This window comes from Atribacterota bacterium (genome assembly GCA_039638595.1).
Lineage (GTDB): Bacteria > Atribacterota > Atribacteria > Atribacterales > Caldatribacteriaceae > Profundicultor > Profundicultor thermophilus.
The window spans coordinates 1-15,049 of sequence record JBDIWM010000046.1 but is presented as its reverse complement, the minus strand read 5'-3'; the positions used below and the strand labels follow the sequence as shown (position 1 = coordinate 15,049).

General features: G+C 52.9%; 10 protein-coding genes. All 10 read right to left on the bottom strand.

The features are described 5' to 3' along the window. Nucleotides 1-46: 46 nt before the first annotated feature. Nucleotides 47-1,993, bottom strand: coding sequence for a DUF3883 domain-containing protein (locus tag ABDK92_09405; GenBank protein MEN3186822.1), 1,947 nt, complete (start codon nucleotides 1,991-1,993; stop codon nucleotides 47-49). After that, nucleotides 1,936-3,399 carry a DEAD/DEAH box helicase gene (locus ABDK92_09400; GenBank protein MEN3186821.1) on the bottom strand — a complete coding sequence of 488 codons (1,464 nt, stop codon included), beginning with the start codon at nucleotides 3,397-3,399 and terminating at the stop codon, nucleotides 1,936-1,938. The genes ABDK92_09405 and ABDK92_09400 overlap by 58 nt, the downstream gene beginning before the upstream one ends. Before the next feature lie 493 nt (nucleotides 3,400-3,892). Beyond that, a complete protein-coding gene (locus tag ABDK92_09395; GenBank protein MEN3186820.1) occupies nucleotides 3,893-4,741 on the bottom strand; it encodes a tetratricopeptide repeat protein in 849 nt (282 codons plus the stop codon). A 13-nt stretch (nucleotides 4,742-4,754) separates the two neighbouring features. After that, nucleotides 4,755-8,174 (bottom strand): DNA polymerase III subunit alpha, encoded by a 3,420-nt coding sequence (locus ABDK92_09390; GenBank protein ID MEN3186819.1) that lies wholly within the window; start codon nucleotides 8,172-8,174, stop codon nucleotides 4,755-4,757. Nucleotides 8,175-8,176: 2 nt separating this feature from the next. Then, on the bottom strand, nucleotides 8,177-9,625 hold the full coding sequence (gene gatB, locus ABDK92_09385) for an Asp-tRNA(Asn)/Glu-tRNA(Gln) amidotransferase subunit GatB (GenBank protein MEN3186818.1): 1,449 nt from the start codon (nucleotides 9,623-9,625) through the stop codon (nucleotides 8,177-8,179). A 4-nt stretch (nucleotides 9,626-9,629) separates the two neighbouring features. Beyond that, a complete protein-coding gene (gene gatA, locus ABDK92_09380) occupies nucleotides 9,630-11,099 on the bottom strand; it encodes an Asp-tRNA(Asn)/Glu-tRNA(Gln) amidotransferase subunit GatA (protein MEN3186817.1) in 1,470 nt (489 codons plus the stop codon). A gap of 9 nt (nucleotides 11,100-11,108) precedes the next feature. After that, nucleotides 11,109-11,417: an Asp-tRNA(Asn)/Glu-tRNA(Gln) amidotransferase subunit GatC gene (gatC, locus tag ABDK92_09375; protein MEN3186816.1), complete on the bottom strand. Its 309-nt coding sequence runs from the start codon at nucleotides 11,415-11,417 to the stop codon at nucleotides 11,109-11,111. 9 nt (nucleotides 11,418-11,426) lie between these two features. Further along, a complete protein-coding gene (gene ligA / locus ABDK92_09370; GenBank protein MEN3186815.1) occupies nucleotides 11,427-13,445 on the bottom strand; it encodes an NAD-dependent DNA ligase LigA in 2,019 nt (672 codons plus the stop codon). 12 nt (nucleotides 13,446-13,457) lie between these two features. Continuing rightward, nucleotides 13,458-14,744 (bottom strand): adenylosuccinate synthase, encoded by a 1,287-nt coding sequence (locus ABDK92_09365; protein ID MEN3186814.1) that lies wholly within the window; start codon nucleotides 14,742-14,744, stop codon nucleotides 13,458-13,460. An 18-nt stretch (nucleotides 14,745-14,762) separates the two neighbouring features. Further along, a partial coding sequence (locus ABDK92_09360) for a GMP synthase (glutamine-hydrolyzing) (protein ID MEN3186813.1) occupies nucleotides 14,763-15,049 on the bottom strand: 287 nt, incomplete at its 5' end.

Sequence of the window (15,049 nt, the reverse complement as noted above, 5' to 3'; positions counted from 1 at the left end):
CAAATCGGCGTGAGTGCCCCCAGTTGCCATTCGTAGCTGCCGCTCATCATCGCATCCCCTCCTTTTCGATTTTGTAAGGTGATATCCGAAAATAATCAATCTTCATCACAGGTTCCCACTCAAGCTGAGCGGGATCCTGAACCGCCAAAAGCTGTGGCTTCGTGGCGCAATCGAAGACCACGTACAGCCAGTAATCCTTTCGCAGGCGCCTGGCAGCCTTGTACTCGTTGGGGGTGAGCACAATGGGACCTGAGGCCGCACGGCCCTTGACCTCGATGAAGCGAACCTGCCCACTTTCAGGGTGGCGGGAAAGGATGTCAAATCCCCGGTTTTCCCCCGAGACATCTTCCGGCAACCAGCCGCGTTCCCGCTCGTAGCGCATAGCCACCTCCATAGCAATACGCTCCACTTCCACGTCGGGGATAAGTTCACGCACCGCTTCCTCCTCCGGGTAAGGCAAAACCAGGGCAGATCCAATCCGCGCGATGTCGGCGATGGCGAGCTTTTGTTCCTGGGCCAGCTCCCGGCGACGGCGTTCGAAGCGGTCGATCAACTCTTCCAGGCGCTTTTGGGCCTCAATTAGGGCCAAAGACACCTCTTCACCGTGCTGCTGGCGTTCTATAAGCTCCGCAATCTGCCGCTGTTGCCGGTCAATTAGGGTGTTTAGGCTCAATTCCACGTGTCGAGTGATTGTCTCGAGTTCTTTCAGGCGTTCCTGCTTCACTTCCTCCAAAAACGCTCTGAGTCCCTCCTCGAAAAGAAACCTTTCAACCTCCTGGGAGTCTACTGGAATTGATGGCTTTTCCGCCGGTGGCGAATTAGCGGGTATTAAGTCGAGGAACACCGTTGGCTGGCACAGTCGTTTCTCTCCGCTTTCTGTGATTTCCACCACAAAAAGGCGGCGATGCAGGATGTTCTCCCGTCCGTCAGCTATTGAAGCGGCAAAGACCTCCAGCCGCGCAGGAGGTTTCCGGCCAATCCCGTAAAAGACAGCGCCCCGGCATAAGTCTTCCTGTACCTCTTCCCAGAGGGCTTCCCGAACTGCTTCAAAGAGAGGATGTCCCGGCGTCACCCACTCTAAGGTGGGGTCCTGGCTCAAGCGCCGCTTATCAAAAGTAATGCGTCGGTAATCGCGGCTCAGGGGACCGAAGCGCGCCTCCAGCCGCTCACTCACCTGGATCAGGTGCCGGGGGACACGATCAATCATATACACCCCATCGCGCTTTTGAGAAATGGATAGTCCCACCAACGGCGCAGCCTGCAGGAAGAACTCCTCCACCACCTCGGGCACCAGCCGACGCTCCTTCGCCTCGGCAGTTTTGCCGAGGATGGCCGAGAGATTGAGATCCCGTCTGGCCAAGCCCTCCAGGGTGGAACGGCAGATGCGGGCGAAGCGCTCGCGATCCAAATCCGTGACCAGCCGCTCCAGGGCGGCCTGCGGGCTCACCCGGCCCGCGTAGAGATCGCGGAAAAGGCGTTCCAGATAGTTGGCGGGGATCACTTGGCCCACCACATCGAAGACCTGGTCGCTCCCCAGCTCCTTGCGAATCTCCTTCAGGCGCTCCAGGAGCCGCCCCAACACCTGACCCTCCCGGGTGTTGGCAGCCACGAAGTTGAAAATCAAGCAGTCCCGCTCCTGCCCGTAGCGGTGGATGCGCCCCATACGCTGCTCCAAGCGTATGGGATTCCAAGGAATGTCGTAGTTAATCATCAACCAGCAAAACTGGAGATTAATGCCTTCCCCAGCGGCTTCGGTTGCCACCAGAACCTGAGCTTCCTCCCGGAACCTCTGCTCTGCCCAGAGGCGCGTGTCTGGCGTATCGCGATCCCCGATTCTCATCCCACCATGAATCTGGGTGACGCGCAATCCCCACTGACGCAACTGTTCCACCAGAAAATCCAGCGTCTCCTTGAACTCTGTGAAGATGATAAGCTTCATGTTGGGGTCGCTGAAGATATTCTGATCCGAGAGTACCTCCTGCAGTTTCTCCAACTTGGAAGACCGCCCACGATCCTCCAGTTCTTTTGCCCTTTGCACCAACATCCGCGGTCACGAATTTCGCGTTGAATCAGCTCACGCTCAAAAGGTAGGGAGTCCGCCTCCACCTCTTCCTCAAGGCGGGCGACTTCATTATCGGGAAGTTCTTCGATGTCCTCCAGGCGGGATAGATCCACGGCTGGCGGCTGGGGCGTCTGGGGTTGGCGCTCCAGCTTCTTAAGGCGCCGCTCCAGGCTCATGCGCACGGCATAAATGCTAGAAGCAAAACGGCGCTGGTACATGGCCATTGTAAAGCCGAGGACCCGCCCTCGGACCGAGTCGTCGGCCGCGGCACGCATGGACTGATCTTGCACGTAACGGGTGAGGTGCTCGTAGAAGTCGAACTCCTCCCCGTCCAGGTCGAAGCGGACGGTGCGGACCTCCCGGTTGGTGAAGAGCCTCCGCACCTTCCCGGTTTCGGGGTCGGGGAAAGTGACCAGGGCCTCTTTGGTGCGACGCAGGTAAAAGGGTGCGTGGCTCCGGTGCATGGCCTCCTCCAGGCTGCGCACATCCCCGTAGACATCCCGATCTAAAAGCTGTAAAAACAAGCAAAAATTGACTGGATCGCCTTTATGAGGGGTTCCAGTGAGCAAAAGAAAATGGTGAGTCTTCTGAGAAAGTTGTTCTCCCAGCCGGTAGCGATCGGTTTTATGTTCGGGGTCGCTGGCGCTCATACGGTGGGCCTCGTCCACAATCACGAGGTCCCATTGGACAAGCTGGAGGCTCTCTAACACCTCCTCCCGCTTGGCCCAGTCCATGGAGGTGATAACCTGGTTTTTGTCCTGCCAGGGGTTCACACCGTAAGCGTTCTTGAAATCCACACCCCAGATTATGTCAAAGTGCTCGCGGAAGCGGTCTCGAAGTTCTCGCTGCCATTGGAAAACCAGATTGGCCGGCACAATAATCAACGTCCGACCCACAAGTCCCCGAAGCTTGAGCTCTTTTAGCACCAATCCAGCCATGATGGTCTTTCCTGAACCAGGGTCATCAGCGAGAAGAAAACGAACCCGAGGGTTGCGGAGAATATAGTGGTATACTGCCTCAATCTGGTGCGGAAGAGGATCCACCTGGGAGACATGAAAAGCGTAGAGTGGGTCAAACTGATAAGCGTAGCGGATGCGATGTGCCTCTATGCCCAAGAAGAAAGCCTCAGGGCGACCGCAAAAATCTATCGCCAGGGGAGAAACCTGACATACCTGTGCCAGGTCTTCGGGGGAAAGCAACCGAGAGTAAAACTGGTGGGTGCGCTCACCAACCGCCTCCACCTTAATGTGACTGCCTATCTGTTGAGCGCCGATAACACGCACCCGTTCGGGCCAGAAGTTCCCCTCCAGGATGATACCTGGTTGTAGTACATTCAAACCAATCCCCCCTTCTTCCCGGGTTCAAGACTCTAAACTGGAGTTACGTTCTCCAACATTAAAGAACGCCAAAAGAGAAAAACACGAAGCATTCCCGAAAACCTAGGTTATAAAAAGAAGGTACCTTTCCCCTACGCATAAACTCAGACCAATGCGGAAAGTTCCAAAGGATAACTCTCCTCAAACGTCCATCACCCTCTCCTTTTCCTTCCCCGGCTTTCTATCCTTATCAGTTTACCACAGATTTAAGATGAAGGATTGAAGGGCACTTCCAATTTTCCCCTCTTTTATGGCTCAATATTGCCCAAGCCGGATGAAAAGAAGAGGCTCATGGATTTTCCCCCTGAAAAACCATGCGCAATCAAAAGCAGTCTTGATCCACATCCGCATAGAGGATGAAGAATGACCTGGTAAGGATTACGAAAAAACCGCGTATTCGCTCAAAACCCACGAAGCGGAATCAACCTAAAGATAACCCTGCGCTCTTCAGGTTTTACCTTGCACCTTCTGGAGGGGGCTCTTTCAGGTAAAACTCCATCCTGGGTGTTTGTTGCACACTTTCCTCGCTTAAGGCTTGCTGTACAACTCCGTCCTGGCGGACCTGAAATTCGATTCCCGCGGTTTGTCCTGCTTCTTCCCGGGCAATTTGCGCATGAGCGGCAAATACCGCCGCCAGAACACCATCCACCAGATTCGATATCTCCCCGTCCCCTTCAAAACGGGTCAAACATTCACGCAGAAATTCGTAGACGAGATAAGGATCCTCTTGTGAAAAGTCCTCCCGCAGAATTTCCAAAGCCCGGCGATAAGCGGGTTTTTCGTAAGGGGTCAATAAGGCGCTGACATTCCTTCCCATCCAGCGCATGATAGACCCCGCCAGACGCAGCGAGGTGATGTCCCGTGCCCCCATTAAGCTCAGTGCGTAGGGGATAACCGTTGACCAGGCTTCGTCTTTACCAACAGCAGGTGTTTCCGTCTGATAGAGAAACATTGCCTTGAACCGTTCCCTTTCCCGTTCCCCGATTCCTTCCGCTTTTACATAGGCCCGCCACTTCTGAAAGGCATCTCGATGGAGGGGTTGAGCGATGAGGACTTTCCTCCAAGCCACCAAAGCTTGAGGAATATCACCGAGCTGTTCGTACACCTTCCCCACCCAGTACTGAGCATCCCAGAACTGGGGGTCAAGCTCCAGAGCTTTCTGATAGGATTCCAAAGCCTTTTGGTAATTACCCTGGGAAAAATAGATGTACCCATTTCGATAGTGTTCCTGTGCATCCTGGGCTACGGCCAGAGAAACCACGAAAAACCAAAGTAAAACCGCACCAACCAGTTTTATTTTCATACTTTCCACCTCTTCAAGAAAGCCATACTTCGCCCTCACTCCCAATGACCTCTCGGATTGCCCCTTCACTTTCTGTATTCCAGAGAACCCGAAATGCTTCTCCCAGTTCCACCCACCATTCTTCTTTTGCATCCCGCACCTGGACCACCACCGGTAGTTCACCCGGGAAATGCCGTAAACAATCCTTTAAACAGTACACCGCCCTCAGAACGTCAGAACTTTCCCGCAGGTCAATGTGCACCACCTGAGACCATCCTCTTTCTTTTTCTGGGTCCAGGATTCTTTCAGCAATGACTTTGTTTTCCCCGCTATCCAGGATATCCAGTCTCCCCAGAACCCCCAGGACCCTTCCCGAAGAGAGATAGGGCTGGATTTCCTCGCGGAAACTGGGAAAGAAAATCACCTCCACGCTGCCAGTTTCATCCTCCAGGGAAACGAAGTACACCTCTCCACCGGTCTTGGTGACGACTCTGCGAAAACCGCTCACCACACCCAAAATCTTGACCTTCACCGCCTGTTTGATGGACCCCAGCCGACCGAGGGGAACCGTGGTGAGGTGAGGATAGCGCAGGCTTATTTCCCGCAGCGGATGGTCACTGACGTAGAATCCCAGCATTTCTTTTTCCATGCGTAACAGGTCCTGTCTTCCCATCTCCTCCACGTCTTTAAGCTCAGGGTAGGGTTCCGGAGTGGCATTTTGTCCCCCAAACAGGGAAATCTGACTCGTCCTAGTCTTTTTCTTTTTCGCGAACGAGGCCACGATTTCTTCCAGAGAAACCAGTAACTGAGCCCGATTAGGGTGCAGGGTATCAAACGCTCCAGCCTTGACCAGGCTCTCGAGCACCCTTTTATTAATCACCCGCAAATCCACCCGTTCGACAAAATCAAAAACGTTCCTGAACCGACTTTCCCTGCGTCGAGCCAGAACTTCGGCAATGGCGCTCTCTCCCACATTTTTAATGGCCGCCAGACCAAAGCGGATTTTCCCTTCCCCCACCACGGTGAAGTTCGCCAGACTCTCGTTGATGTCGGGAGGTAAAATCTGAATCCCCAGGCGCTTACACTCGGCGATAAACTTGGCCACCTTGTCGCTGTCTGAGGCATTGCTGGTAAGGCAAGCGGCCAGGTACTCGGTAGGATAGTGGGCTTTCAGATAAGCCGTCTGGTAGGAGATGACCGCATAGGCAGCACTGTGGGATTTATTGAACCCGTATCCGGCAAAGTATTCGATGAGGTCAAAAATCGTTTCCGCTGTGCTCTGGTCATGACCCTTCGCCAAAGCCCCCTGAATGAATTTCTCCCGCTGCTCCCGCATGACTTCCGGCTTTTTCTTTCCCATCGCCCGGCGGAGAATATCGGCCTGTCCCAGGGTAAACCCGGCCATTTCGCTGGCAATCTTCATCACCTGTTCTTGGTAGACGATCACCCCGTAAGTCTCTCGCAAAACGGGCTCTAAACTGGGATGGGGATAGGTAACCTTGACTCTCCCATGTTTGCGCTCGATGAAGTCGTCAATCATGCCGCTTCCCAGGGGTCCCGGGCGGTACAGGGCCAGAATGGCAATTAAGTCTTCCATCCCTTCAGGTTTCAGGCGCTTTAAAAGTTCTTTCATGCCGGGACTCTCCAGCTGGAATACCCCCACCGTTTCTCCTTTACCGAGAAGACGGTAAGTCTCGGGGTCATCGAGGGGAATGTGGTCGAGGTCGATATCCACCTGGCGGGTATTTTTGATGATTTTCAGAGCCCGTTCGATGATGGTGAGAGTCCGAAGTCCCAGAAAATCCATTTTCAAAAGGCCGAGGTCCTGCAGGGCATCCATATCAAACTGGGTGACAATTTCACCCTCGTTCATCTTTTGTAGCGGCACGTGGTTCATCAAGGGTTGATTCGAAATCACCACCCCTGCTGCATGGACCGAGGCATGCCGACACAAGCCCTCGATGCGCTGGGCAAAGCGCAGAAGCATCCCCACCTCTTTATTTTGCTCAGAGAGGGCCCTAAGCTGCGGACTCTCATTTAGGGCTTTTTCCAAGGTAATTCCTGGTGTAGCCGAGATGAGCTTGGCAATCTTATCCACTTCTCCATAGCTCCATCCCAGAGCCCTACCCACATCCCGCACCGCCTGGCGAGCCATCATTCGCCCAAAGGTGATAATCTGAGCAACGTTAGTCTTCCCATACTTGGATGACACGTACTCGATGACCTCATTACGCCGCTCAAAGCAAAAATCGATGTCGATATCGGGCATGCTGACCCGTTCCGGGTTCAAGAAACGCTCAAAAAGGAGCCCATACTTGAGGGGATCAATATTGGTGATTCCCAGGGCGTACGAGACCAGGCTTCCAGCCGCCGAACCCCTTCCTGGACCAACCATAATTCCATTTTTTCGGGCATAGTTCACGAAATCGAAGACAATGAGAAAGTAGGCCGAGTACCCCATATCGTGAATCACCTTGAGTTCATAGGCCGCCTGCTCTTTGATTGTTGCCGGGATGGGATCTCCGTAACGTTTTTTTAAGCCTTCTTCGCAGAGGTGTTCAAGATAGGTAGACGGAGTAAATCCTTCGGGAACAGCAAATTCTGGAAGGAGTACCTGTCCTAAGTCTAACTCCACATTGCAGCGCTCGGCAATCGAAACGGCATTCTCCAACGCCTCAGGAAGGGAGGCAAAGGCCTTTTCCATTTCTTCGGGGGATTTCACGTAGAATTCCTGGGTGGGAAAACGAAGTCGCTTGGGGTCGTCAAGGGTGGTGGCCGTTTGAATGGCCAGAATAATGTCGTGGACCTGCGCATCCTCCCGGCTTAAATAGTGACAATCATTGGTGGCCACAACAGGAATCCGGTGGCGTTTTCCAATCTCGATGAGTGCTTCGTTGAGTGTGGTTTGCTCCGGGATTTTATTATCCTGAACCTCCAGAAAGAAATTATCCGCCCCAAAGATGTCCCGGTACTCGAGCACCAGTTTTTCGGCTTCGCTCTTTTCTCCGCTGAGTATCAAACGGGGAATTTCTCCCGCCAAACACGCAGTGAGGGCCACTAACCCCTCGGAATACTCCCGCAGGAGTTCCTTATCCACCCGGGGTTTGTAATAGAATCCTTCCAGGTACGCCCGGCTCACCAGCTCGGTGAGATTCCGGTATCCGGTTTTATTCTGAGCAAGAAGCACTAAGTGATACGCCGGTTCACTTCCCTTCACAGTCACTTTTTCAAAGCGACTCCCCGGAGCGACGTACACTTCACAGCCAATGATCGGCTTTACACCGAATTCCTTGGCCTTTTTATAAAAATCGACCACCCCATACATCACCCCGTGGTCGGTGACCGCCACCGCTTCCATCCCGTACGATTTCACTGTTTGCAAAAGCTCATCAATACGGATGGCCCCATCCAGAAGACTGTATTCGGTATGTACATGGAGGTGGACAAAGCGCATCGTTACTCTCCACTTCGCAACTCTTTCAAGAGAAGACTCTTCACCGTTTCCGGGTCTGCCTGCCCCCGGGTGGTCTTCATCACCTGGCCGATGAGAAAATGGAGGGCTTTCTCCTTACCGCTTAAGTAATCCGCAACGCTCTGGGGGTTTTTCTCGATGGCTTCCCGAGCAATCCGCTCCAGTTCTTTTTCGCTGGTGATGAAAGAAATCCCCTTGCGAGCCATGATTTCCTTCACCTTTCCTCCAGACGTGAACATTTCCTCCAAAATACTCTTGGCAATGGTTCCGCTGATTTCCTTTCGGTCCACCATTTTAATCAATTCCCCTAAGGATTCCGGAGTGACTCTGCTCTGAGTAATCCCGATATTCAATTCGTTCAGATTTTTGAGTACCTCAGTAAGCATCCAGTTGCAGACCAGGCGGGGTTTACGAAACTCCATGAGGCAGGCTTCGAAAAAGTCAGCAATCTCCCTTTCCTGGGTCAGAATCCCCGCTTCACCCTCGGTGAGTTCGTACTCTACCATAAAGCGTTCCCTTCTCTCCAGTGGTAACTCCGGAAGGGTCTTTTCTATTCCTGCGATGGTCTCTGGGGTAATGGCTACCGGCAACAGGTCTGGGTCGGGGAAATACCGGTAGTCCTCAGCCTCTTCTTTGCCCCGGGCGGAAACCGTCACCCCTTCTCGCTCATCCCAGTGGCGGGTTTCCTGAACCACGGCACCCCCTTCAAGGATAACCTTCTTCTGGCGCTCAATCTCATACTGCAGGGCTCGAAAAACCGAGCGGAAGGAATTCATATTTTTCACTTCCACCTTGGTCCCCAATTCTAAAGAAGACTGAGAAACCGAAACGTTGGCATCACAACGTAGGGACCCTTCTTCCATATTGCCGTCGCTGGCCCCAATATAGCGAACCACACTGCGAAGCATCACAAGGTATTCCCGGGCCTCTTCCGGAGAATGAAGGTCCGGTTCCGTGACCACCTCCACCAGAGGAATCCCGCAACGATTAAAATCCACCCCGGATGAATGAGGAGGAAGACCCAGCCCTTCGTGGACCAGTTTTCCAGCATCCTCTTCCACATGAACTCGCTTGATCCGCACCCTTTTTTTGGTTCCCTGGGCGAAAAACTCCACGAATCCGTTCGTCCCGATAGGAAAATTGTACTGGGAAATTTGGTATCCCTTGGGGAGGTCAGGATAAAAGTAATTCTTCCGATGGAAGACCACCTGAGGAAGAATTTCACAACGCAAAGCCAGTGCCGTTTTGATGGCCAGTTCCAGCGCCTTCTGGTTGAGGACTGGCAGGGAACCGGGTATCCCCATACACACCGGGCACACTAAGGTATTGGGGTCCTTTCCAATGTAATCAGTCCCACACCGACAAAACAGTTTGGTCTTGGTCAGGAGCTGACAGTGCACTTCTAACCCAATCGTTACGTAGAAGTCAGCCATATCCTTAACTCCTTTCGGGTACCATCGGTAAGGGGGATGGCAGGGAAAGCATCTTCTCCAAGAAGAGCGCCAGCCCAAAAATCCACCCTTCCCTGAATGGACCGCTGAGAATCTGTAAACCAATGGGAAGATGATTCTCATACCCACAGTTCATGGAAAGCCCTGGAATACCGGCCATCGCCGAAGGAATGGTGAACACATCGGCAAGGTACATATCATAAGGACTGCGAGTGCGCTCACCAAAGAAAAAGGGGAAACAGGGAGAAACCGGAGTAACGAGAACTTGGCACTGTTCGAAGACTTTTTCAAAGTCATTCCGTACCAGAGTGCGAACCTTCATTCCCTTGAGGTAGTACTCATCATAGTAGCCAGAACTTAAGGAGTAGGTCCCTAAAATGATTCTCCGCTTCACCTCGTTCCCAAAGCCGGCTGTCCTGGTGCGAACGTACATTTCCTGAATGGTTTTCCCCTCTTCCCGCAGGCCGTACAGCACCCCATCGTAGCGGGCCAAATTGGAACTGGCTTCAGCCGGAGCTACAATGTAATACGCTTCCAGAGCAAAGTCGGTGTGAGGGAGAGAAACCTCCAGGCATTCCACACCTTCCTTGCGCAGTCCATCCAAAACTTCTTCAATTTTTCTCACCATCGCCCCATCCACGCCCGAAGAAAAGTACTCTCGGGGAATGCCCACTTTCATTTTCCGGATTTCCTCCTCCGGAGGAATATCCTGGCGAGAGAAAGGAGGATAAGGAGCACAGGTGGAATCCCTCTGGTCACTCCCACTTATGACCTCAAAGAGCGTCACACAGTCCTCCACGTTACGGGTCATGGGACCCACTTGGTCCAGGGAAGAAGCGAAACTCACCAGTCCATACCGTGATACCCTTCCGTAGGTGGGTCGCAATCCCACCACCCCGCAGAAGCCTGCCGGTTGTCGCACTGACCCCCCGGTATCAGAACCCAAGGCCAGAGGCGCTTCTAAAGAGGCCAAGGCTGCGGCAGAACCACCACTTGACCCACCTGGAACCCGGCGTAAATCAAAGGGATTCCGGGTGGGTCCAAAGGCGCTATTCTCGGTGGACGAACCCATGGCAAATTCGTCCATGTTAGTCTTCCCCACAATAATGGCTCCAGCCTTTTTCAATCGTTCCACCACCGTGGCATCATAGGGAGCAATAAAATTGTGGAGAATTTTCGAACCACAGGTAGTGGGCAATCCCTCGGTGCAGAGGTTATCCTTCACCCCCACGGGAATTCCCCAAAGGGGAGGAAACCCATTGGTAGGAAGACTCCGGTCGAGTTCCTGAGCCCTTGCTCTTGCCCCTTCTTCGTTGAGGGAGAGAAAAGCCCGGATGTGTTCATCGACATCGTGGATCCGATCCAAAAATGCTTCCAGTAACTCCCTGACCGAGAGTTCCCTCTTCTGGAACAGGGCATGGTAATCTCGTATCCGAAATTCGCGAAATCGGTCCATCCCCATATTTTATCTCTCCTCTTTTTCGACCACTCTGGGAACCACAAAATACCGATTATACACCACCGGAGCATGCCGAAAGACCTTTTCTTCCTCTTTCCACTCCACGGGATTATCGACGTGCACCGGAGGTTGGCTCCAGGAAATGTGCGAGGTGGGTGAAACATCCCTCAGTTCAAGCTGGTCCAGTTTCTCAAAATGGGCCACGATTTCGTTCACATCCTGGAAAAACCGGGTTAACCCCTCCTCCTCAAACTGCAACTTGGCCAGCTGAGCAATCTTTTTAAGCTCTTCCAGAGATATCGTTTTTCCCATCATAACACCCCTTTATCCCTCCAAAAGGCGATAGAATTCCTCTTCCGTCAGAACCGGTACATTCTTCGCTTTCGCCGCCTGGAGCTTACTGCCTGGATTTTCTCCCACCACGAGATAACTCACGCGTGCCGAAATACTTCCGGCCACTTCTCCCCCGTATCGCTTCACCAGCTCTTCGGCTTCTTTGCGAGAGAACCGACCCAGGGTTCCGGTGAAGACAAAGGTCTTTCCCCGCAGGGGGGCTTCGGAAACACTCTCTTTTTTCCCCTCTTTGGGTTTTACCCCTAACTCCTGCAGTTCCATAATCATACCCCGGTTCTGGGCATTCCAGAAGAACTGTTCGACCGCTTCAGCCACTTTGGGACCAATTCCTTCAATCTGGAGCAGTTCTTCCCGCCGTATCGATAAGAGCTTTTCCAGAGACCCCACCTTTTCGGCCAGAATCCGGGCTACAAACTCTCCCACATAGCGGATACCAAGGCCATAAATGAAGCGAGATAGTTCCCGTTCTTTGGAAGCCTCAATCGCCCGAATGAGGTTATCAGCTGATTTTTTTCCCATTCGTTCCAGACGTTCCAGGTCTTCCCTCTTCAACCGATATAAATCAGGAATAGTTCGTGCCAGCCCCGTATCCACCAGTTGCTCCACCAGTTTCTCTCCCAGGCCCTCGATATCCATGGCATCTCTTGAAGCCCAGTGCCTGATTCGCTCTTTGACCTGTGCGGGACAGTTGATGTTGATGCATCTGACCGCCACTTCTCCTTCTTCCCGCACCACCGCCGAACCACAAACCGTACAGAGGGAGGGCATGGAAAAAGGTTTCTCCTCTCCCGTACGACGTTCTTTGACCACCCGAATCACTTCCGGGATGACTTCTCCTGCTCTTCCCACCACCACCCAGTCACCAATCCGGACATCTTTTCGTTTGACCTCATCTTCGTTGTGGAGTGTGGCCCGCCGCACCACCACTCCTCCCACCTCAACCGGCTCCAACACTGCAACCGGAGTAAGGGTCCCGGTTCTCCCCACGTTGACCTCGATGGCAAGAACCCTGGTTAAGGCATGCGTGGGTTCAAATTTATAGGCGATCGCCCAGCGAGGACTCCGGGTGGTTGCCCCCAGAACCTCCTGATAGGCAATCTCGTTGACCTTAACCACCAGACCATCAATTTCGTACGGGAGTTCCTTCCGTTTTTTCTCCCACTCCGCATGAAGGACCATGGCCTCTTCAATATTCTTGAGCAAAAAGAGGTGCGGATTCACCTTAAACCCCAAATCCCCCAACCAGTGCAAGAGTTCCCAATGGGTTTTGGGATGATAATCACTCTCGATGAGAAACGCCCCATATACGAAAACATCCAGCTTTCTTTGGGCGGTAATGGTCGGGTCAAGCTGGCGTAAAGACCCGGCTGCAGCATTCCGGGTATTGGCAAAAGGCGGTTCGCCTTTCCTCTTTCGGTCTTCGTTCAGTTTTTCGAAATCCGCCTTATTCATAAAAACTTCGCCCTGCACCTCGATGACTGCTGCCTTCCCCTTCTCTCGGAGGCGTAAGGGAATACTCTTAACCGTTTTGAGATTCTGGGTCACGTCCTCACCGGTAAATCCATCACCCCGGGTGGCACCATGAATCAGAGCCCCGTTCTCATAACGAAGGTTAACCGCCAGCCCATCGATTTTGAGTTCCAGTACATAACTGACTTTGTCGACACCCAGCATCTTCTTGACCCGGCGGTCGAAGTTGCGGATTTCTTCTTCGGTGAAGGCGTTATCCAGGCTGAGCATGACTCTGGAATGGGTAACGGAAGCAAACTCCGAGAGCGGTTTTCCTCCCACCCGCTGGGTGGGAGAATCGGGAGTCACCAATTCAGGAAATTCCCTCTCCAGCTCCTGTAATCTCCGGAACAGAGCATCGTATTCCGCATCAGAGATTTCTGGTGCCGCTAAGACATAGTAGAGGTAATCATGATGATGAATGAGCTGACGAAGTCTTTCGATTTCCTGGCGCACCACTTCTTTGCGCTTTTCACTCACCCCGTACCCCTCCTACCACACGGTCTTTCTTACTATTGTATCACCTCTTCCCGAGCCAACCGAAATGATACTCACCGGAACCCCCACCAGGTCTTCAATTCCTTCCACAAACTGGCGCACTCTGGGGGGCAAAGCAGCATATTCCCTCACCGCTGCAATCTCCTCCTCCCACCCCGGGAAATCATGGTAGAGAGGACGGCAGTGGTAGAGCGAACGGAGGTCAAAGGGAAAGTCTTGGGTGACCTTTCCCTCAATCTCATAGGCGTAACAGAGTCGCACTTCCTTTAACCCCCGCAGCACATCGAGCTTGGTCAGGGCCAGTGAGGTAATGTGGTTTACCCGGACTGCATAGCGCAATGCCACTCCATCTAACCATCCACAACGCCTGGGACGGCCAGTGGTGGCCCCGTACTCCTGGCCTTTTTCCCGTAAATACACTCCCATCTCATCTTTGAGCTCGGTTGGAAAAGGCCCTTCACCGACCCTTGAGGTGTATGCCTTACAAACCCCGAGCACTTCCATCTCCAGGGAAGGTCCCATACCCACCCCAAGAAGTGCACCACTTGAGACCGGATAGGAAGAGGTCACAAAAGGGTAGGTACCATGTTCTAAGTCAAGAAGCGTCCCCTGAGCTCCTTCCAGAAGGATATTCTTCCCTTCTTGAAAACTTCGTGATAAAAAGAGAGAAATATCAACCACATAGGGAAGAAGCACCCTGGCATAACCACGATATTCTGCAAAAATTTCATCGAAGGAGAGGGGGAGATGGTCAAAAACCCGGGCAAGAAGCAGGTTTTTATACTCCAAAACCACCCTCAGGCGTTCGGCAAAAAGGTCTTCATCAAAAAGGTCCCCAATCCGGATTCCCCACCGGGCTACCTTATCCTCATAAGCAGGTCCAATTCCCCGACCGGTGGTACCAATTTTTCCCTTCCCACGGAACTTTTCATAGAGTTCATCCAGAATACGGTGATAGGGCATCACCAGATGCGCCTTAGGGCTGACTAAAAGCCGTTTCTCCACCCTGACCCTTTGTCGGGAGAGAACCTCAATCTCCTTGAGAAAGGCAACCGGGTCAATCACCATCCCGTCCCCAAGGACGCAGACTTTACCCTGATGGAGGATTCCTGAAGGAATCAGGTGAAAAACGAATTTCTCACCATCCACAATCACCGTATGCCCAGCATTACTTCCTCCCTGAGCCCGGGCCACCACATCTGCCCCTTCGCTCAGGTAGTCGACAATTTTGCCCTTTCCTTCGTCCCCCCAATGGGTACCAACCACGATACAGACAGCCATCGAAAAACCTCCCTAATGCTATTCCCACTCAATGGTGGCCGGAGGCTTGGAAGTGATATCGTACACCATACGTCCAATTCCCGCCACCTCGTTGACCACCCGCCTGGCGATGAGGTCCAGGGTATCATAGGAAATCCGGGCCCAGTCAGCGGTCATACCATCCTCACTCATCACCGCTCGCAACACACCCACATACTTATAGGTTCGCTCGTCACCCATGACCCCCACGCTTCGCACCGGAACCAGCACTCCAAAGGACTGCCACAGCTTCTTATAAATAGGTGATTTCTTCAATTCCTGATTGA